21 protein-coding genes and 2 tRNA genes are annotated in these 18,014 nt (G+C 72.1%); 11 read left to right on the top strand and 12 right to left on the bottom strand.

Annotated features, from left to right (window positions below; all coding sequences use genetic code 11):
* The first annotated feature begins 67 nt into the window (after window positions 1-67).
* From GD632_RS12230 to GD632_RS12220, 3 genes are read left to right on the top strand one after another with little or no spacing between them, the layout of a single operon-like run.
* On the top strand, window positions 68-1,072 hold the full coding sequence (locus GD632_RS12230; RefSeq protein WP_152192484.1) for a carbohydrate ABC transporter permease: 1,005 nt from the start codon (window positions 68-70) through the stop codon (window positions 1,070-1,072).
* Window positions 1,072-1,962, top strand: a complete 891-nt coding sequence (locus GD632_RS12225) for a carbohydrate ABC transporter permease (protein WP_152192483.1) — start codon at window positions 1,072-1,074, stop codon at window positions 1,960-1,962. Before GD632_RS12230 ends, GD632_RS12225 begins: the two co-directional genes overlap by 1 nt.
* Before the next feature lie 56 nt (window positions 1,963-2,018).
* Window positions 2,019-3,455, top strand: coding sequence for a GH1 family beta-glucosidase (locus GD632_RS12220; RefSeq protein WP_152192482.1), 1,437 nt, complete (start codon window positions 2,019-2,021; stop codon window positions 3,453-3,455).
* Window positions 3,456-3,571: 116 nt separating this feature from the next.
* Here GD632_RS12220 and GD632_RS12215 read toward each other — a convergent pair whose 3' ends face one another.
* Together GD632_RS12215 and GD632_RS12210 are read right to left on the bottom strand one after the other, a co-directional pair.
* Window positions 3,572-4,213 (bottom strand): response regulator, encoded by a 642-nt coding sequence (locus GD632_RS12215; protein ID WP_152192481.1) that lies wholly within the window; start codon window positions 4,211-4,213, stop codon window positions 3,572-3,574.
* Window positions 4,210-5,424 carry a sensor histidine kinase gene (locus GD632_RS12210; RefSeq protein WP_152192480.1) on the bottom strand — a complete coding sequence of 405 codons (1,215 nt, stop codon included), beginning with the start codon at window positions 5,422-5,424 and terminating at the stop codon, window positions 4,210-4,212. The genes GD632_RS12215 and GD632_RS12210 overlap by 4 nt, the downstream gene beginning before the upstream one ends.
* A 110-nt stretch (window positions 5,425-5,534) precedes the next feature.
* Between GD632_RS12210 and GD632_RS12205 the strand changes: the two genes are divergently transcribed.
* The 3 genes from GD632_RS12205 (at window position 5,535) to rdgB (ending at window position 7,807) form a co-directional block, all read left to right on the top strand.
* Window positions 5,535-6,236, top strand: a complete 702-nt coding sequence (locus tag GD632_RS12205; RefSeq protein WP_152192479.1) for a GAP family protein — start codon at window positions 5,535-5,537, stop codon at window positions 6,234-6,236.
* A gap of 180 nt (window positions 6,237-6,416) precedes the next feature.
* Window positions 6,417-7,187, top strand: a complete 771-nt coding sequence (gene rph / locus GD632_RS12200; protein ID WP_152192478.1) for a ribonuclease PH — start codon at window positions 6,417-6,419, stop codon at window positions 7,185-7,187.
* Window positions 7,184-7,807, top strand: a complete 624-nt coding sequence (gene rdgB, locus GD632_RS12195) for an RdgB/HAM1 family non-canonical purine NTP pyrophosphatase (RefSeq protein WP_152192477.1) — start codon at window positions 7,184-7,186, stop codon at window positions 7,805-7,807. The genes rph and rdgB overlap by 4 nt, the downstream gene beginning before the upstream one ends.
* A 109-nt stretch (window positions 7,808-7,916) precedes the next feature.
* Here rdgB and GD632_RS12190 read toward each other — a convergent pair whose 3' ends face one another.
* The 4 genes from GD632_RS12190 to bcp form a co-directional block, all read right to left on the bottom strand.
* Window positions 7,917-8,342, bottom strand: a complete 426-nt coding sequence (locus GD632_RS12190) for a DUF3054 domain-containing protein (RefSeq protein ID WP_226924841.1) — start codon at window positions 8,340-8,342, stop codon at window positions 7,917-7,919.
* Window positions 8,339-8,872, bottom strand: a complete 534-nt coding sequence (locus GD632_RS12185; RefSeq protein ID WP_152192476.1) for a DUF4916 domain-containing protein — start codon at window positions 8,870-8,872, stop codon at window positions 8,339-8,341. The genes GD632_RS12190 and GD632_RS12185 overlap by 4 nt, the downstream gene beginning before the upstream one ends.
* A 49-nt stretch (window positions 8,873-8,921) precedes the next feature.
* Window positions 8,922-9,003 (bottom strand) — tRNA-Leu (locus tag GD632_RS12180).
* Window positions 9,004-9,022: 19 nt separating this feature from the next.
* Window positions 9,023-9,499 carry a thioredoxin-dependent thiol peroxidase gene (gene bcp / locus GD632_RS12175; protein WP_152192475.1) on the bottom strand — a complete coding sequence of 159 codons (477 nt, stop codon included), beginning with the start codon at window positions 9,497-9,499 and terminating at the stop codon, window positions 9,023-9,025.
* Between the two features lie 97 nt (window positions 9,500-9,596).
* Between bcp and GD632_RS12170 the strand changes: the two genes are divergently transcribed.
* Both GD632_RS12170 and GD632_RS12165 read left to right on the top strand, forming a co-directional pair.
* Entirely contained in the window at window positions 9,597-10,088 is a 492-nt protein-coding gene (locus tag GD632_RS12170; RefSeq protein ID WP_152192474.1) for an ArsR/SmtB family transcription factor, read from the top strand.
* The gene (locus GD632_RS12165) at window positions 10,085-10,918 is read left to right on the top strand and encodes a M23 family metallopeptidase (protein WP_152192473.1); all 834 of its coding nucleotides are present in this window, start codon (window positions 10,085-10,087) and stop codon (window positions 10,916-10,918) included. Before GD632_RS12170 ends, GD632_RS12165 begins: the two co-directional genes overlap by 4 nt.
* A 33-nt stretch (window positions 10,919-10,951) precedes the next feature.
* Here the strand turns inward: GD632_RS12165 and GD632_RS12160 are convergent, their stop codons facing one another.
* The gene (locus GD632_RS12160) at window positions 10,952-11,602 is read right to left on the bottom strand and encodes a potassium channel family protein (protein ID WP_193311466.1); all 651 of its coding nucleotides are present in this window, start codon (window positions 11,600-11,602) and stop codon (window positions 10,952-10,954) included.
* A gap of 77 nt (window positions 11,603-11,679) precedes the next feature.
* A tRNA-Lys gene (locus GD632_RS12155) sits at window positions 11,680-11,755 on the bottom strand.
* Window positions 11,756-11,893: 138 nt separating this feature from the next.
* On the opposite strand from GD632_RS12155, the gene GD632_RS12150 reads away from it, so the two are divergent.
* Window positions 11,894-12,808, top strand: coding sequence for an ATP-grasp domain-containing protein (locus GD632_RS12150; protein WP_152192472.1), 915 nt, complete (start codon window positions 11,894-11,896; stop codon window positions 12,806-12,808).
* Window positions 12,809-13,007: 199 nt separating this feature from the next.
* Here the strand turns inward: GD632_RS12150 and GD632_RS12145 are convergent, their stop codons facing one another.
* Entirely contained in the window at window positions 13,008-13,562 is a 555-nt protein-coding gene (locus GD632_RS12145; protein WP_152192471.1) for a DUF488 domain-containing protein, read from the bottom strand.
* 36 nt (window positions 13,563-13,598) lie between these two features.
* Complete coding sequence (locus GD632_RS12140; RefSeq protein WP_152192470.1) at window positions 13,599-13,928, bottom strand: ArsR/SmtB family transcription factor; 330 nt, start codon at window positions 13,926-13,928, stop codon at window positions 13,599-13,601.
* A gap of 16 nt (window positions 13,929-13,944) precedes the next feature.
* Between GD632_RS12140 and GD632_RS12135 the strand changes: the two genes are divergently transcribed.
* Entirely contained in the window at window positions 13,945-14,421 is a 477-nt protein-coding gene (locus GD632_RS12135) for an SRPBCC domain-containing protein (RefSeq protein WP_152192469.1), read from the top strand.
* 10 nt (window positions 14,422-14,431) lie between these two features.
* Here the strand turns inward: GD632_RS12135 and GD632_RS12130 are convergent, their stop codons facing one another.
* Window positions 14,432-15,973, bottom strand: a complete 1,542-nt coding sequence (locus tag GD632_RS12130) for an SDR family oxidoreductase (protein WP_152192468.1) — start codon at window positions 15,971-15,973, stop codon at window positions 14,432-14,434.
* Window positions 15,974-16,086: 113 nt separating this feature from the next.
* On the opposite strand from GD632_RS12130, the gene nadE reads away from it, so the two are divergent.
* Window positions 16,087-16,929, top strand: a complete 843-nt coding sequence (gene nadE / locus GD632_RS12125; RefSeq protein WP_152192467.1) for an ammonia-dependent NAD(+) synthetase — start codon at window positions 16,087-16,089, stop codon at window positions 16,927-16,929.
* Between the two features lie 69 nt (window positions 16,930-16,998).
* Here nadE and GD632_RS12120 read toward each other — a convergent pair whose 3' ends face one another.
* Complete coding sequence (locus GD632_RS12120; protein ID WP_152192466.1) at window positions 16,999-17,952, bottom strand: DUF808 domain-containing protein; 954 nt, start codon at window positions 17,950-17,952, stop codon at window positions 16,999-17,001.
* Window positions 17,953-18,014: the final 62 nt, after the last annotated feature.

Raw genomic sequence — 18,014 nt, 5'->3', positions numbered from 1 at the left:
GGGCGGGCGCGCGCCGCCCGCCCCACCGGTCCGCCGCGATCCCGTCCCGTCCCGCCGAGAGGCCCCCATGACTTCCACCGTCCCCGCGCGGCCGGCAGCGAGCGCGCCGGTCCCCGAGCCCCCGACGCGTCCCGCGCCGAGGCCGCCCCGCCGCACCCTGCGGTCCCGGATCTTCCGGTGGGAGGCCGTGACAGCGCCCTACGTCTACGTGGCGCCGTTCTTCCTGCTCTTCGCCGCCTTCGGGCTGTTCCCCCTCATCTACACGGTGTGGGTCAGCCTCTACGACTTCCGCCTCAACTCCGAGATGACGTGGGTGGGGCTGGACAACTTCGTCTGGCTCTTCGAGAACCCGAAGTTCTACAACGCGCTGCTCAAGACCTTCACCATCGGCGTCCTCTCGACGGTGCCGCAGCTGATCCTCGCCCTGGGCCTGGCGCACCTGCTCAACTACAAGATGCGGGCCCGGAACTTCTTCCGGATCTCGATGATCATGCCGTACGCGACCTCCGTCGCCGCGTCGACACTGGTCTTCGCGCAGATCTTCGGGCGCGACGGCGGCTTCGCGAACTGGATCCTGTCCCTCATCGGCATGGACGCCATCGACTGGCGCAACGGCAACCTCAGCGCGCAGATCGCCATCGCCGTCATCGTGACGTGGCGGTGGACGGGGTACAACGCCCTCATCTACCTCGCCGGCATGCAGTCGATCCCCTTCGACCTGTACGAGGCCGCGTCGCTCGACGGCGCGAGCCGGTGGCAGCAGTTCCGCCACATCACGCTCCCGGGCCTGCGCCCCACGATCGTGTTCACCGTCGTCGTCTCGACGATCGGTGCCACCCAGCTCTTCGGTGAACCGCTGCTCTTCGGCGGCGGCACACCCAACGGAGGCGCCGTCAACCAGTACCAGACGCTGGGTCTGTTCATGTACCAGCAGGGCTGGCAGTTCGGCAGCCTCGGCCGGGCGGCCGCCGTCGCGTGGGTGACCTTCCTGCTCATCATCGTCCTCGTCCTGCTCAACACCGCACTCGTGCGCCTGCGTACCCGCCAGCGCCTCACCGACGGGGGAGACTGATGACGACGATCACCCGCCCGCCCGCCATCCCCGGCACGCCGCTGGCCGCGCCGCGCCGTTCGCGCAAGCGCGACAACCACGGCGCCGGCTGGCTGACCTACGTCGTCCTCGGCGTCACGGCCTTCCTCTTCGTTGCGCCCTTCTACTACATGGTCGTCGCGGCGAGCCGGCCGATGTCGGAGATGGTCCAGTCACCGCCCCCGCTCACCCCCGGCCCGAACCTGTGGGCGAACATCCAGACGGCGCTCGACCAGCAGAACATCGCGCTGGCGATCACCAACTCGGTCATCGTCTCGGGCACGGTCACCGTCGCCACGCTGCTCTTCTGCACCCTCGCCGGCTTCGCCTTCGCCAAGCTGCGCTTCAAGGGCAAGAAGGCGCTGTTCGGCATGACGCTGGGGACGATGATGATCCCGCCGACCCTCGGCGTCGTGCCCCTCTACATGGTCATGTCCGAGCTCGACCTCGCGGGACGCCTGTCCTCGGTCATCCTGCCGACGCTCGTCTCGGCCTTCGGCGTCTTCTTCATGCGCCAGTACCTCATGCAGTCCCTGCCGGACGAGCTCATCGAGGCGGCTCGGGTGGACGGGGCGACCTCGCTGCGCACCTTCTGGAGCATCGTGCTCCCGATCGCCCGCCCGGGCATGGCGGTGCTCGGCATGCTCACGTTCATGACGGCCTGGAACGACTTCTTCTGGCCGGTCATCACGCTCAACTCGTCCAACCCGACCGTCCAGGTCGCTCTCAACAACCTGGGCAGCGGCTACGTGCCGGACACCGCCATCATCATGGCCGGCACGCTCATCGGCACGCTGCCCGTCGTCGTCGTCTTCATCCTGCTCGGCCGCCAGATCGTCAGCGGCATCATGGCCGGCGCCGTCAAGGGCTGACGCCACCTCTCACCCACGAAGAAGGGAGCAGGGCGCCAGCGCCCTGATTCACCACCATGAGCATCCAGACCACCACCGCGCCCGACACGCTCCGCCTCGACCTTCCCAAGAGCTTCGTCTGGGGCGCCGCCACCGCCGCCTACCAGATCGAGGGCGCCGCCGACGCGGGCGGCCGCACGCCGTCCATCTGGGACACCTATAGCCACACCCCCGGCAAGGTGCAGAACGGGGACACCGGCGACGTCGCGGACGACCACTACAACCGCTTCCGCGAGGACGTCGCGACCATGAAGGAGCTCGGTCTGCAGACCTACCGCTTCTCCATCGCCTGGCCCCGGATCACCCCGCAGGTCACCGCCGACAGCCTCGGCCCGGTGAACGAGGCGGGGATCGACTTCTACTCGAGCCTCATCGACGAGCTCCTCGCCGCCGGTATCACCCCGGCCGCGACGCTCTACCACTGGGACCTGCCCCAGGCCCTCGAGGATGCCGGCGGCTGGCCGGCCCGGGCGACGGCGGAGCGCTTCGCCGAGTACGCGGGCGTCGTCGCCGCCCGTCTCGGGGACCGCCTGCGCACCTTCATCACCCTCAACGAGCCGTGGTGCTCGTCCTACCTCGGCTACGGCAGCGGCGTCCACGCCCCGGGCCGCACGAACCACGCCGACGTCCTCGCCGCCGTCCACCACCTCAACCTGGCCCACGGCCTGGCGACAGCGGCGATCCGCGCCGAGCGCCCCGACGCGACGGTCGGGCTCACCCTCAACCTCGCCTGGGTGAACCCCGCCACCGACGCACCGGCCGACGTCGCCGCCGCGCGGCGGATCGACGGCCTGCAGAACCGCGTCTTCCTCGACCCGGTGCTCAGCGGTTCCTACCCGCAGGACATCATCGCGGCGACGGCCTCGGTCACCGACTGGTCCTTCGTCCAGGAGGGCGACCTCGAGCTCATCCACCAGCCCCTCGACGTCCTCGGCGTGAACTACTACAGCCCCACGGTCGTGCGCGCGTACGACGGCGTGGGGGAGCGCGAGGAGGCCGACGGTCACGGTGCGAGCACGGCCAGCCCCTGGCCCGCATGCGACGACATCGAGTTCCCGCAGCAGCCCGGCCCGTACACCGAGATGGGCTGGTCCATCGACGCGCGCGGCCTCACCGAGCTCCTCGTGCGGATGCACCGCGAGCACCCGGGCCTGCAGCTCATGGTGACGGAGAACGGCGCCGCCTTCCCCGACCACGTCCGGTCCGACGGCAGCATCCAGGACCTCGACCGCATCGAGTACCTGCGCGACCACGTCCAGGCCGTCAGCGACGCCGTCGCCGCCGGTGCACCCGTGCGCGGGTACTACGTGTGGTCACTGCTGGACAACTTCGAGTGGGGCTACGGCTACTCCAAGCGCTTCGGCATCGTCCACGTGGACTACGAGACCCAGGAGCGCACGAAGAAGGCCAGCGCCCACTGGTACGCCGACCTCATCGCGGCCCAGGAGGCCTGAGGCAGACGTCCGTCCGCGCCCCCAACGTCGCACGTGGTGCACGCACGCCGGGCAGCCCGCGGCGTCGGGTCGTTCAGCTCACCACGTGCGTCGTCGGGTGGTGGTGGTGGTGCGACTCAGGTGAGGCCCGCCTCGCGGGCCCGGATCGCCGCCTGCACGCGCGAGGTGCAGCCCAGCTTGGCGAGGACGCGGGACACGTGCGTCTTGGCGGTCGCCTCGCTGATGCGGAGCGAGGTGGCGAGCCCCGCGTTGGACAGCCCCTGCCCGAGGCCGGTGAGCACCTCGCGCTCGCGCTCGGTAAGCGAGGAGACGTCGGCGGGCGGGGCCGCCGGCTCCGGTGTCCCGGCGAAGGCGTGGAGCAGCCGGCGGGTCACCTCCGGGGCCACGACGCCCTCCCCGGCCGCGACACGGCGCACGGCGTCCAGGAGGGTGGCGGCGTCGACGGTCTTGAGGAGGAACCCGGCCGCCCCCGCCCGCAACGCCCCGAAGACGTACTCGTCGAGGTCGAAGGTGGTGAGGACAAGGACGTCGGCCAGCCCGTCGGCGACGACGGTTCGGGTGGCGGCGATGCCGTCTGTTCCCGGCATGCGGACGTCCATGAGCACGACGTCCGGTCGCAGCGCCCGAGCGTTGGTGACGGCGCTGGTGCCGTCGGCCGCCTCGGCGACGACCGTGACGTCGTCGGCGGACTCGAGGATGAGCCGCAGGCCCGACCGGATGGCGGCGTGGTCGTCGGCGACGATGACGCGGATGGTCATGGGCCCTCCTCGACGGGGATCGTGGCGTGTACGCGCCAGCTGCCGGTGTCGGCCCCGGCCCGGAAGGTGCCGCCGAGGGCTTCGGCGCGCTCGCGCATCGTGAGGAGCCCGACCCCCGACCCGGGCCGCGCGGCACGTCCGCCGTCGGTCCGGGCGAGCTGGTTCACGACGTCGACGCGGAGGGCACCGTCGGCACGGTCGACGGCGATGTCCACCGGGCCGCCACGGCCGTGGCGCAGCGCGTTGGCGAGGGACTCCTGCACGATGCGGTAGGCGGCCTGGTCGACGGCGGCGGGCAGCTCGGCCGGCACGGCACGGCGCACCGACACGGCCATGCCCTGGCCGCGGAACCCCGCAACGAGGGCGTCGAGCTCGTCGAGTCTGGCCGGGCTGGTCCGGGTCTCCTCCCCGGCGCGCAGGAGGTCGATCATCGCCCGCATCTCACGCAGCGCTGCGACGCTGGATGCCCGGATCGCGGACAGGGCCTCGCGGTCGCGGTGGGCCGCGTGCACGTCGTCCGAGCGGCGCGGTGCCGCGAGGGCGGCCTCGGAGTGGATCGCGACGGCCGAGAGGTGACTGGCGAGCGCGTCGTGCAGGTCCCCGGCCATCCGCGTGCGCTCGGCGTGGACGACCTCCTGCTCGCGCAGCTCCCCGATGCGGGCCAGGTCGCGGGCACGGGCGGAGGCGAGCGCGGCGAGCTCGGCCTGCTGGCGGACCGAGCGTCCCCACCACAGCGGCGTGCCGAGCACCGCGAAGGTGAGCAGCGCGACGTTTGCGGTCTCCCGCAGGTCACCGGTGGCGGCGAACGCCGCCACCGTCGCGCCGATGACGCACGCGGCCACGCCCGTCCCGAGCCGTCTCAGCGCCGGTGCGCCCACCCGCAGCGCGGCGGAGTAGATGAGGTCGAGCAGGCCGATCGCCACGCCCATGCTGCCGCCCAGGGCGAGGTCGACGGCGAAGACGAGCGTGCCGCCCGTGAGCGTCACGAGGGGGCGACGTGCCTTGCCGAGAAGGAGCGCGCACATGGCGGCGAGCGTGAGGACGAACCACCACCGGGTGCCTGCGAGGGACGGGCCGCCGCCCCACGTGCCGACGAGGCCCACGCCGAGCAGCGCGAGTCCGGCGGCGAAGGTCGCGACGGCGTCGCGGACGACGCGGGCACTGTCCGTCCCGCTCGTCCTCTCACGCCACAACCCGACCTGCTCGCGCACGCCCCTATCCCAGCACAGGCACCGTTCCCGGTCGGTCCGTCGAAGGATGTACGCGACGCTCGTCCCGTCGGCCGACGACGGGACGGGCGAGCCGGCGCCACCGTCGTGGCATGACCCTGGCAACGGTGGCGACCCTCGCCGTGCTCGCGCTCGTCGACTCGACGAGCTTCGGCACCCTCCTCATCCCGATCTGGCTCCTCCTCACCCCCGGGCGGGTTCGCGTGGGCCGGATCCTCGTCTTCCTCGGCACGGTGACGGGGTTCTACCTGCTGCTCGGGATCGTGCTCGTGGCCGGTGCCGGGGCGCTCCTGGAGAACATGGGCGGGCTGCTCGACAACCCCGTCGTCGCGCGCCTCCAGCTCGCCCTCGGCGTCGCCCTGGTGGTGGCGAGCTTCGTCGTCGGGCGCAGGCGCGAAGGCGAGCGGTCCGGGCGGCTGCTGCGGTGGCGGACCCGCGCGATGGGCTCGGAGGCGGGGTCGGGTGGACTCATGGCACTGGCGCTGGCCGCCGCCGTCCTCGAGGTCGCGACGATGCTGCCCTACCTCGCGGCGACGGGCATCATCGCGGCGTCCGGGCTCACGCTTCCCCTCCGGGTGGGCGTCCTCGCCGCGTACTGCGTCGTCATGGTGCTGCCCGCGCTCCTCCTGCTCGGTGCCCGACTCGTCTCCGGACGTCTGGTGCAGCCACCCCTCGAGCGCCTCGCGGGGTGGATGGAGCGCACCGGAGCGGAGACGACCTCGTGGATCGTCGGGATCGTCGGCGTCCTCGTCGCCCTCGACGCGCTGGAGCGGGTCCAGGGCCCGGTCGCCTGACCGCTCCTCGCGGTGGAATCCGACGTCGAGCACCGCGGGTCACGAGGGCACGCGTGGGTGGCGGGCCGGCCGGTGAGCGGGCTGGCCGCGCGAGGGTGACGAGAGGGGGCAGGGGCGAGGAAGGTCACCTCGGACGCTCGCGCCTCGCCCCGACGACGGGGTAGTCGCTAGCCTGGCCCGATGACCAACACCTCCGCGAGCACCATCGTTCCGCGCGCCGACGGCCGCGCTCCCGACGAGCTCCGCGAGGTCCGGTTCACCCGAGGCTGGCTCGACAGTGCCGAGGGCAGCGTACTCGTCGAGTTCGGCGCCACCCGGGTGCTCTGCGCCGCGTCCTTCACCCAGGGCGTGCCGCGCTGGCGCAAGGGCTCGGGCCAGGGCTGGGTCACCGCGGAGTACGCGATGCTGCCCCGCTCCACCAACACCCGCAGCGACCGGGAGTCCATCAAGGGCCGTGTCGGGGGCCGCACCCACGAGATCTCCCGCCTCATCGGCCGGTCCCTGCGCGCGATCATCGACGTGAGCGCGCTCGGCGAGAACACCATCGTCCTCGACTGCGACGTCCTGCAGGCCGACGGCGGCACCCGCACGGCCGCCATCACCGGCGCCTACGTGGCCCTCGCCGACGCCGTCGCCTGGGGCGTCGCCCAGGGCGCCATCGCGACGCGCTCGACGCCGGTGCTCACCGACTCCGTCGCCGCCGTCTCCGTGGGGATCGTCGACGGGCAGCCCGTCCTCGACCTGCCCTACGTCGAGGACGTCGCCGCCGAGACGGACATGAACGTCGTGGTCACCGGCTCGGGCGGCTTCGTCGAGGTCCAGGGGACGGCCGAGCGCAAGCCCTTCGAACGCCACGAGCTCGACGAGCTCCTCGACCTGGCCGTCACCGGCACCGCCAAGCTCACCGAGCTCCAGCGCACGGCGCTCGCCGCGCCGCTCGCCGGCCGGTGAGCGCCACCGCGGCGCGGCTCGTCCTCGCCACGCACAACGCCCATAAGATCGGCGAGCTGCGCGCCATCCTCGCCCCGCTCCTGCCTGACCTCGACCCCGCGTCCGTGGTCGGTGCCGCCGACGTCGGTGCGCCCGAGCCCGTCGAGGACGGCGTCACCTTTGCCGAGAACGCGCTCATCAAGGCGCGGGCGCTCGCCGCGGCTACCGGGCTGCCCGCCGTCGCGGACGACTCCGGCCTCGCCGTCGACGTCCTCGGCGGCGCGCCCGGGATCTTCTCCGCCCGCTGGGCCGGCCGGCACGGGGACGACCGTGCCAACCTCGAGCTTCTGCTCGCCCAGCTCTCCGACGTCCCCGCCGAGCACCGCAGAGCGCGGTTCGTCTGCGCCGCGGCGCTCGTCACGCCGGGCGGCGAGGAGGTCGTCGAGACCGGCGAGATGCCCGGGCGGCTGCTCACCGCGCCTCGCGGCAGCGGCGGCTTCGGCTACGACCCCATCCTCCAGCCCGACGGCGAGGACCGGTCCGCCGCTGAGCTCAGCGCCGAGGAGAAGAACGCCGTGTCCCACCGGGGCAAGGCGTTCCGCGCCCTCGCCCCGCACGTCGTCCGGGTCTTCGCCGGCTGACGCCCCACCCCGCGAGCACGCACAGCCGGTCACCTGGACGCCTCGCCGGGGCCCCCAGGTGACGGTGGGTGCGTGCTCGGCGCGAGGGGGAGAGGGAGGGGTGGTACCGCTAGTTGCGGCCGACGCGGGTTGCCAGGAGCCAGACGGCGCGCCAGCCGAGGAACAGCGCGCCGAGCACCCCGAGCGCCACGAGGACGAAGGGCAGCGCCGTGCCGTCGCCCAGTGCGGCGCGCAGCGCCAGGCCACCGGCCCACGTGGCGAGCCAGGCGACGACGCCGCCGGGCCACAGCCGCAGCGACCCGTGCTGGACGAGCACGGTGACGAGGAGCCGCGCGAGGAGGAAGGGCAGGGCCACCTCGAGGACATCGGTGGCCGACCGGCCGCCCTCGTGCGCGCCGCGCCCGAGGTAGGCGAAGAGCGTGACGGCTGCCATGTCGAGCAGCATCGCCGCCCCGCGCTGCCGCCACGTCCCGGCGGCCCGGGACGCCCGGCCGACGTCCAGCCCCTGCGGGCCGGTCCCGGGCTGGATGCTCACGGGAGGCGGCCGACGTGCGCCAACGCCTGCTGCAGGAGGGTGCTGTGCCCGTCGACGAGCTCGGCCTGCACCTCGGGCAGCAGGGCCTCACGGGGGGTGAACCAGCCGACCTCGAGGGTGTCCTGCTGGGGGTGGCAGTCGCCATCGACGGGGACGACGTAGGCGAGTGACACCGCGTGCTGGCGCGGGTCGTGGAAACCCTGTCCCGGCGTCGGGAAGTACTCACCGACCGTGAAGGGCTGGGGGGAGAGCGGCACGCGCGGCAGGCACAGCGAGCCGAGATCCTTCTCGAGGTGACGGGTCAGCGCCTCACGCAGCGTCTCGTGGAAGAGCACGCGGCCCGAGACCAGCGCGCGCTGGAGGCGGCCACCGGTCGCGCGCAGCAGCAGACCCACCTGCTGGACCTGGCCGGTGGCGTCCACCCGTACGGGCAGGACGTCGACGTAGAGCATCGGGACCTGACGGCGAACCCTGTCGAGGTCCTCCGGCGGCAGCCAGGGGGTGATGTCGTCAGAGGCCAGTCCGCTCATGGTGCTTCTCTTCCGTGTTGCGTGGGTGCCCGCGCGGGCGAGTACATCGTGCGCGAGGCGGGACTCGAACCCGCACGTCCGAGGACACCAGGACCTAAACCTGGCGCGGCTGCCAGTTACGCCACTCGCGCGCGGGACCAGCCTACGGTGTCAGTCGACGCCCAGGTCCTTGCGCAGCCGGGCGACGTGGCCGGTCGCCTTGACGTTGTACTTCGCCAGCGTCACCGTGCCGGCCGGGTCGACGACGACGGTCGAGCGGATGAGGCCGGTGTACGTGCGCCCGTAGTTCTTCTTCTCGCCCCACGCTCCCCAGGCCTCGATGACCTCGTGGTCGGTGTCGGAGGCGAGCGGGAAGGTGAGGGACTCGGCCTCGGCGAAGCGGGCGAGCTTGTCGGTGCCGTCGGGCGAGACGCCGACGACGGCGTAGCCATGGCCCTGGAGGGCGGCGAGGCTGTCGCGGAAGTCGCAGGCCTGGGTGGTGCAACCGGGCGTGGACGCGGCGGGGTAGAAGTAGACGACGACGCCCTTGTCGGCCGTGGCACGCAGCTCCGCGAGGCTCACCGTGAAGCCGTCGGCGGTCGGCAGGGTGAAGTCCGGGGCGGTCTCGCCGGGGGAGAGCTGGGGCACGAGGTCCTCCGTCGGTCGTGGGCGGTCGGTCCCAGCATCGCACGGCCCGACCCGCGCGCCACTATGTGAGTACGGAACTTCGTAATAGCGTGGAGGCATGTCAGCAGACCGCCTCACCGCGCTCGAGGAGCGCGTCGCCGTGCTCGAGTCACGGCTCGCCGCCGTGCCCGACGACGTGACCACCGACAACCCGCTGTGGGCGCTCGGGGGCCTTCAGGCGCGGGTGGAGGACCCCGGCGCCGTGCTCCTCGTCGGCCACGTCCGGCTACCGGACGGGCGGCGCGCCCAGTGGCAGCTCGGTGCGGTCACCGACGACCTCCTCGGCGCCGACTGGACGGAGGAGGCGGACGTGCTCGTCGCCCTCGGCCACCCGGTCCGCCTGCGCCTGCTCCAGCGGGTTCTCGGCGGCGCCGCCACCGTCGCGGAGCTCGTCGACACCGACGGCGTCGGCACGAGCGGGCAGGTCTACCACCACCTGCGCCAGCTCACAGCGGCGGGCTGGCTGCGTGCTGTCGGCGGGGGCCGGTACGAGGTGCCCGTCGCGCGGGTCGTGCCCCTGCTCGCCGTCGTCCTGGGAGCGCGGCGATGAGGCGGGCCGTCGCCCGCTGGCAGACGTGGTGGACGCGGCTGTTCGTCCTCGCCGTCCTCGCCGCCGTGCTCCTGCCGGTACCACGACCGTGGGGGCTCGTCGTCGCGGTCGTCGCCTTCCTCCTCTCCCTCGTCCGGCCACCGGCGACGACGCTCGACCCGGTCGAGCTCGACCCTCCGCTGCGGGGGCGGTGGGTCGTCGTCAACGGCCCCGGGACGGCCGTGCCGAGCCACGGTGTCAAGGCCTACGGCCAGGCCTACGCCGTCGACGTCCTCCAGCCCGCACACGACGCCCCGACGTCGGTCGGCTGGGGCCTGCGGGCGCGTCGCCCGCAGACCTACCCGTCCTTCGGGGAGCCGGTGCTCGCGATGGCCGCCGGCGTGGTCGTCCGGGCCCACGACTCCCAGCGCGACCACGGCGCCCGTGACACCTGGCCCCTGCTCGTGTGGATGATGACGGCCGAGGGCTTCCTCCGTGACCTCGCCGGTGTGGGACGCATCCTCGGCAACCACGTCGTCGTCCGCCACGACGACGGCGCCTACGCCACGTACGCGCACCTGCGTCGGGGCTCGGTCACGGTCGCCGAGGGGGAGCGGGTTGCGGCAGGGCAGCGGCTCGCGGAGGTGGGCAACACCGGCAACACCTCCGAGCCGCACCTGCACGTCCAGGTCACGGACCGGGCCCGGCCGACCGCGGCGGCGGGTGTGCCCATGCGCTGGCGGGGGCTCGCTGCCGACGGTGAGTGCGACGCGCGGTGGAGTACCGGTAAGCGCCGCCCGACGGCGCTGCCGGACTTCCCGGAGAACGGTCAGGTGCTCGTACTCGGGTAGTCAGGAACGCGGAGGCGCTCGAATCGCCGGTGGTCAGGGAACCTGTGGCGAGGTCTGTTCCCGTTCCTCGCGGATCGCATCGATGAGCCACGACGCCAGAGAGGCGGTGACGACACCAACCGTTGCGATGCCACCAACCATGAGGGCGACCGCGACGAGACGACCGGTTGCGGTGATCGGGAACATGTCGCCGTAGCCGACCGTGGTGACCGTCGTCGCTGACCACCACAGGGCGTCGCCGAAGGTCTGGATCGGTCCTTCGCCCCCGCGCTCAGCGTCGAGTACCGCCAGTGCCGCGACGAAGCACAGCAGCGAGACGGAGCCGACGAGGTAGACACCGACCTTGCCGCGAAGGGAGGACCCGGCATACCGATTGAGGGCGGTCAGCAGTGTCACCAGACGTAGAAGTCGCAGCGGACGCAGGAGCGGCAGTAGAAGAGTCGCGAGGTCGAGAGGGTTGCGACGCAGAAACTGCCACCGGTCAGTGGCCAGCCACAGTCGAACGACGAAGTCCACGCCGAGCAGCGCCCAGGTGGTCCACACAGTGAGCGAGCACGCTTGTCGCCAGGCGGGCCCTAAGTCGGGCTCGAGAATGGGCCAGGCGTAGGCGACGAGGAACAGCACAGTGCTCACGGTCAGCGGAAGATTGAGCCTGCGCTCCCACGCATCCGTCAGGGTCGACACGAAGGCGAGCCTAGTGGTGGGCCGCGCCCGGGAGTGACAACGACGAAGGCCGCCTCCCGGGGGAGACGGCCTTCGGCTGGTGCGCCATCTAGGACTTGAACCTAGAACCCACTGATTAAGAGTCAGTTGCTCTGCCAATTGAGCTAATGGCGCTTGCTGGTGCCCTTGCGGCAGTCCTAAACGTTACCACCGGCGTCGGGCGCTGCCCAGCCCGGAGAGCCCCTCGTGATGAGGATCACCGGCCCTTCCGAGCAAGCCGCGACATACCGGGGTTTCGGATAGGTTGAGCCCGTGTCGAAGCCTCGTGTCACTCTCGCGACCTGCCTGGACCACCCTGAGCTGGACCCGGGTGAGGAGGGGCTGCCCGACGCCTTGGCCGAACGGGGCATCGACCCGCGCGTCGCCGCGTGGGACGACGAGTCCGTGGACTGGTCCGAGGCGGGCATCGTCGTCCTGCGTTCCGTCCACAACTATGCGACACGTCGGCAGGACTTCCTCGCGTGGACCAAGAGCATCCGCAAGCTCCTCAACAGCGCGGACACCGTCGAGTGGAACACCGACAAGCACTACCTCCAGGAGCTCGGCCGGCGTGGCATGCCCACGATCGACACCGTGTGGCTGGAGCCGGAGAGGAACCTGTCCAAGCACCAGGTGCACACCCGCTTCCCGTCGCTGGGTGACTTCGTCGTCAAGCCGGCGGTGTCCTCCGGGTCCAGGGACACCGGCAGGTACACCGCGCGGGACGCGACGTCGCGCATGCACGCGATCCAGCACGCCTACCGGCTCCTGCAGGACGGCCGCGCCGTCATGGTGCAGCGGTACGTCGAGTCGGTGGACGAGCGCGGCGAGACGGCGCTGATCTACCTCAACGGCGTGCTCTCCCACGTCGTGGAGAAGGAGCCCATGCTCCTCGGCGAGCAGGCCGCCGCCGACGAGACGGGCGACGAGGTTGCCGTCTCCCGGTACGCCACCGAGGCCGAGCTCCGGGTGGGGGAGCGGGCCCGCTCCGCGATCCACGGCTACATCAAGTCCCGGATGGGCCGCGACGCCCAGCTCCTGTTCAGCCGCATCGACATGGTCGAGGGTGACAACGGTGAGCCCTGCGTCATGGAGGTCTCCCTCGTCGACGCCTCCCTCTACCTCGGTGCTGTCGACGGTGCCCTCGACGGCTTCGCCGACGCCATCGCCTCCCGCGCCTTCTGGTGACCGGCGCGCTCCAGCGACGCGGGCTCGGCCGCTGGAGCACAGGCTCACCTCGGCCGACGGGACGCTCGGTCGCTCGCGGACTCCCGGCACGTGGTGGGGAGGATGACCGCGCACCGACGGACGAGAGGGAACGTCGCGCCCGCCGACGACGGGCGCTGACTCACCCGGGTGCCAGTGCTGGCGCATCATGCGTTCTTGATCAGGTGTCGTGTGCGCCGGATGGGGCGGCGTCCCACACGACGACGCCGTCGCGCACCCTCGCGCCGTCGGACGGCTCGTGGACCCGCACCTCGCCGCCGTGCATGAGGTGGTGCACCGGGAGGTCGAGGAGGAGGGTGGCGACGTCGGCGACGAGGCGGCGGTGGCACCGCCACCACACCGCCTCCGAGCACATGACGGCGACGCGGGCGTCCCCACGAGCGTCCTCGGCCACCTCGGCGAGCGCGGCGGTGAACTCCTCGGTGCGGGTGTGGCCGGCGTAGGCACGGAAGGCGTCCACCTGCCACCACGTGTCCGGGGAGGCGGCGTCCTCGGCCTTACGCAGGTGACGGCGTCCGCCCAGGCGCGGCTCCCAGCGGTAGGCGACCCCCGCCAAAGGCAGCCACTCGGCCAACGCGTCCCGTGCGACGTCGGGATTGCGGCGGCTGCCCGGGAACCGGCGGATGTCGACGACGGCGGCGACCCGCCGGCCGGTGAGAAGCGAGGCCAGCCCGGCGCGCTCGAGCGAGCCGTGGCCGACGGTGAGCAGAGGCATCACGCCATTGTTCGACACGGCGGGGGCGGGTGCAGGTCAGTCCCGGTCGAGGTCCTCGAGGAGCTCGACGGCGGCACGGGCGTACTCGCCGATCCAGCGGTCGTGGATGCGCTTGATCGGCACAGGGGCGAGGGAGAGGTGGCGCTCGCGCCCGACCTTGCGCCCGGTGACCAGCTCGGCGCGCTCGAGGACCCGCAGGTGCTGGAGGACGGTCGTGCGATCGAGCTCGGGGACCTGGGCAGCCAGCTCGCCGGTCGTCCGGGGGGCCGACCTCAGGAGGTCGAGGATCCGGCGGCGGACGGGGGAGGCGAGGGCCTTGAACACGAGGTCGTCCTGGTCGGAGCCATTGACCTCGCGAGATGACATGTTGTAAAAATATCACATGAACGCATCTGAGCGGCTGGACGAGCTGAGCTTCACCGTGTCGGGCCGCGTCTCGCGGCCGTGCGCCGAGGTGTACGAGGCGGTCGCGGACCCCGAGCGGCTCTCGAGGTACTTCACGACCGGGGGCGCGCAGGGTCGTCTCGAGTCCGGCGCCGAGGTCATCTGGAACTTCCAAGACTTCCCCGGCGCCTTCCCCGTGCGCGTCCTCGAGGCCGACAGGCCGCGGCGGATCGTCATCGAGTGGGACGGGGAGGCGACGACGAGTACGCGGGGCACGACGACGGTCGTCTTCGAGTTCGAGCCGCTCGACGACGACTCCCGCACCCTCGTCACCATCACGGAGTCCTCGTGGCAGGCGACCCCGGACGGCGCGCGTCGGGCCTTCGACAACTGCGAGGGGTGGACGAGCATGCTCGGCGCGATGAAGGCATGGGTCGAGCACGGCATCACCCTGCGCGAGGGCTTCTACCGCTGACACCCCGGGGTCAGGACGGGCTCCCGGTCACCGGGTGCCGCTCGGCCTCGTGGAGGATGTTGCGCGCCATCGTCGGGAAGATCAGCGCGTGGAAAGGCAGCACCGCGAGCCAGTACAGCCGGCCGGGGATGCCGCGGGGGAAGAAGATCGCGCGCTGGCGGTAGCGGGCACCGCCGCCCGGGAGGGCGTCGACGGACAGCTCGAGCCACGCCCGGCCCGAGGCTCGCATCTCGGCGCGCAGCGTGAGGCGCTGCCCGGGCTCCACCGACTCCACCCGCCAGAAGTCCACGTGGTCCCCGACCTGCAGCCGGTGCGGGTGGCGCCGCCCCCGGGCCATGCCGGGACCGCCGACGAGCTTGTCGAGGAACCCGCGCAGCCGCCACAGGAACGCCGGGGAGTACCAGCCGTTCTCGCCGCCGATGCCCTGGACCACCCGCCACACCGACTCCGGGGCCGCCCTGCCGTCGCGTTCACGGACATCGGTGTACACGGTGTGGCCGGCCCACTGGGGGTCCGAGGGCAGCGGGTCGGCGGGACCGGCGGAGGAGGTGACGTCGTCGTCCCAGCTGGCCGTCACCCGTCCGGAGACCTGCCGCTCGATCGCCAACCGGCAGGCGTCGGGGTACGCGGTGAGCCCGCCGGGAGGGTCGGGGATGACGGTGGCGACGTCGTGGTCCCCGGCGACGGCGTCCTCGGCCATCGACGCGGCCAGCGGCATCGCCAGCCCGCGGGGGATCGGCGTCGTCATCCCGATCCAGAAGCCCGACAGCCTGGGCGCGGGGATCGGCAGGGCCCAGATCCGGCGGGGGCGCAGGCCGGCCACCCGGGCGTAGCCGGAGAGCAGCTCCTTGAACGGCTGGGGACGCCCCGAGCCGATGTCGTAGGTGTGGTTGACGGGCTCGTCCAGCGCGCACGCGTGGGCGAGGTAGTACAGGACGTCGCGGATCGCGATCGGCTCGACGAGGTTGTCCAGCCAGCGCGGCCCGGGCATGACGGGCAACCGCTCGGTGAGGTGACGGATCATCTCGAAGGACGCCGAGCCCGAGCCGATGACGACCCCCGCCCGCAGGACCATCGTCGGGACGGTGGACTGGAGCAGGATGCGGCCCACCTGCTCGCGGGAGCGCATGTGGTCGGACAGCTCGTCGAGCTCCTTGTCGGGGTGCAGGCCACCGAGGTAGACGATCTGCTGCACGCCCTGAGCCGCGGCCGCCTCGGCCACCGTCCGCGCGATCCGTGACTCCCGCTCGACGAAGTCCCCGCCGCCACCCATCGAGTGCACGAGGTAGAGCACCGTGTGGACGTCGGTCATCGCCGCGCGCACCTGCTCGGCGTCCTCGAGGTCCGCGGCGACGAGCTCGACGTCGGCGGCCCAGGGGCGGTCCTCGAGCTTGCGCGGGTCCCGTGCCCCGGCGCGCACGGTGAAGCCGGCAGCGACGAGCTCGGGCACCAGACGCCCGCCCACGTACCCGCTGGCACCGGTGACGAGGACCCGTCGGCCGTGGCCCTCGGGCAGGGACAGGTCGAGCGGCGAGGACGGGCGTGAGCTCATCCGCCCACGCTAGAGGGGACAGCACCTCCCCGCAGCGGCAGCCACCCTCCCGGCGGGAGCGTCGCCGCGCCTACGGAATGACGACGAAACATTGCGCCAGTAGATTCACGGGAATGGACACTCAGCTGCAGTCGGACATCATCGCCGCGCTCGAGGTCATCGACCCCGACACCTTCGACGCCGCCGCCGAGGCGGAACGCCGGATCGAGTTCCTCACCCGCTACCTCCAGGACACCGGGGCGAAGGGCCTCGTCCTGGGTATCAGCGGCGGTGTCGACTCGACGGTCGCCGGGCGCCTGTGCCAGCTCGCCTGCGAGCGGGTGCGCGAGGCCGGCGGGGAGGCCCAGTTCGTCGCCGTGCGCCTGCCCTACCGCGTGCAGAAGGACGAGCACGACGCCGTGGCCGCGATCGAGTTCATCGACGCCGACTTGGTCGAGACCATCGACATCGGGCCGGCCGCCGACGCGCTGTGGGACCAGGTCCTCGCCTCGCGCACGCCGGTCACCGACGCCAAGGACGACTACCACAAGGGCAACGTCAAGGCGCGGATGCGGATGGTCAGCCAGTACGCGATCGCCGGCGCGCGGGGGATGCTCGTCGTCGGGACCGACCAGGCGGCCGAGGCGTGCGTCGGCTTCTTCACCAAGCACGGCGACGGCGCCGCGGACCTCACCCCGCTGTTCGGGCTGCCCAAGCGCCGCGTGCGGGACATCGGGCGCCACCTCGGCACGCCGGACGACCTCGTCAACAAGATCCCCACCGCCGACCTCGAGTCCGACAAGCCGCTGCTGGCCGACGAGGAGGCGCTCGGCGTGCGCTACGACGCCGTCGACGACTACCTCGAGGGCCGCGAGGTCTCTGCCGAGGACGAGGCGACCATCGTCGGCTGGTACCGACGCACCGGTCACAAGCGGGCGCTGCCGGTCACGCCGGACGGCTACCTCGGCCGCCCCTGACACCCGTCCGGCGACAGCCCAGCTCCCGGCGACCGGGCCATGGCGCCGAGAGCTGGGCTGGTCCTGGCCTCAGTGGGCCGCGGCGTCCTTCTTCCTGCGAGGGACGACATGCATGACGGCGACGACGACGGCACCCACGACGAGCCCGACGACCGCCGAGGACAGCGTGTTGATGAGCCAGGTGACGAAGCCGCTCAGCGCACCGAGCCCGCCGGCCACGGCCTCCTCGAGGTGGTGGACGAGGTCGTACGGCGCGTGCCAGCCGAGGTCGTCGACACCGACGAGGAGGATGTGGCCACCGACCCACAGCATCGCGACGACCCCGACGACGGAGAGGACCGCGAGCACCTTGGGCATCGCCTTGACGAGGAGCCGGCCCACCTTCTGCGAGGAGGCGGAGTCCCGCTTCGCCAGGCTCAGCCCGATGTCGTCCATCTTGACGATGAGCGCGACGACCCCGTAGACGAGCGCGGTGATGCCCAGGGCCACGACGACGAGGATGATCGCCCGGTTGAGGAGTGGCTCGTCGGCGACCTCGTTGAGCGCGATGACCATGATCTCGGCGGAGAGGATGAAGTCGGTGCGGATCGCGCCGCTCACCATCGTCTTCTCGTGGTCCGCCCCCTTGGCTGCCGCCGGCGTCGCCGTCTTCTTCTCCTTGTGGTGCCCGGTGACGTACTCGTAGAGCTTCTCCGCGCCCTCGTAGCTGAGGTACAGGCCGCCCACCATGAGGATCGGGGTGAGCAACCAGGGGAGGAACTGGCTGAGGAGCAGGATCGCCGGGAGGATGAAGAGGAGCTTGTTGCGCAGCGAGCCGGTCGCGATCTTCCGGATCATCGGCAGCTCGCGGTTCGCGGTGAAGCCGTGGACGTAGCGCGGGGTCACCGCGGTGTCGTCGATGACGACCCCCGCGGCCTTGGCGCTGGCGCGACCCGCTGCGGCCCCGATGTCGTCGACCGAGGCCGCGGCGATCCTGGCGAGGGCGGCGATGTCGTCGAGGAGGGCTGCAAGGCCACCGGCCATGGGATCTCACTTCCGTTCACGTGGGCACGTGCCTCCCGTGCCGCTGGTCAGCGAGAGCATAG

The organism is Georgenia satyanarayanai (assembly GCF_009193135.1).
Taxonomy (GTDB): domain Bacteria; phylum Actinomycetota; class Actinomycetes; order Actinomycetales; family Actinomycetaceae; genus Oceanitalea; species Oceanitalea satyanarayanai.
This window is presented reverse-complemented; position numbering and strand designations above follow the sequence as displayed.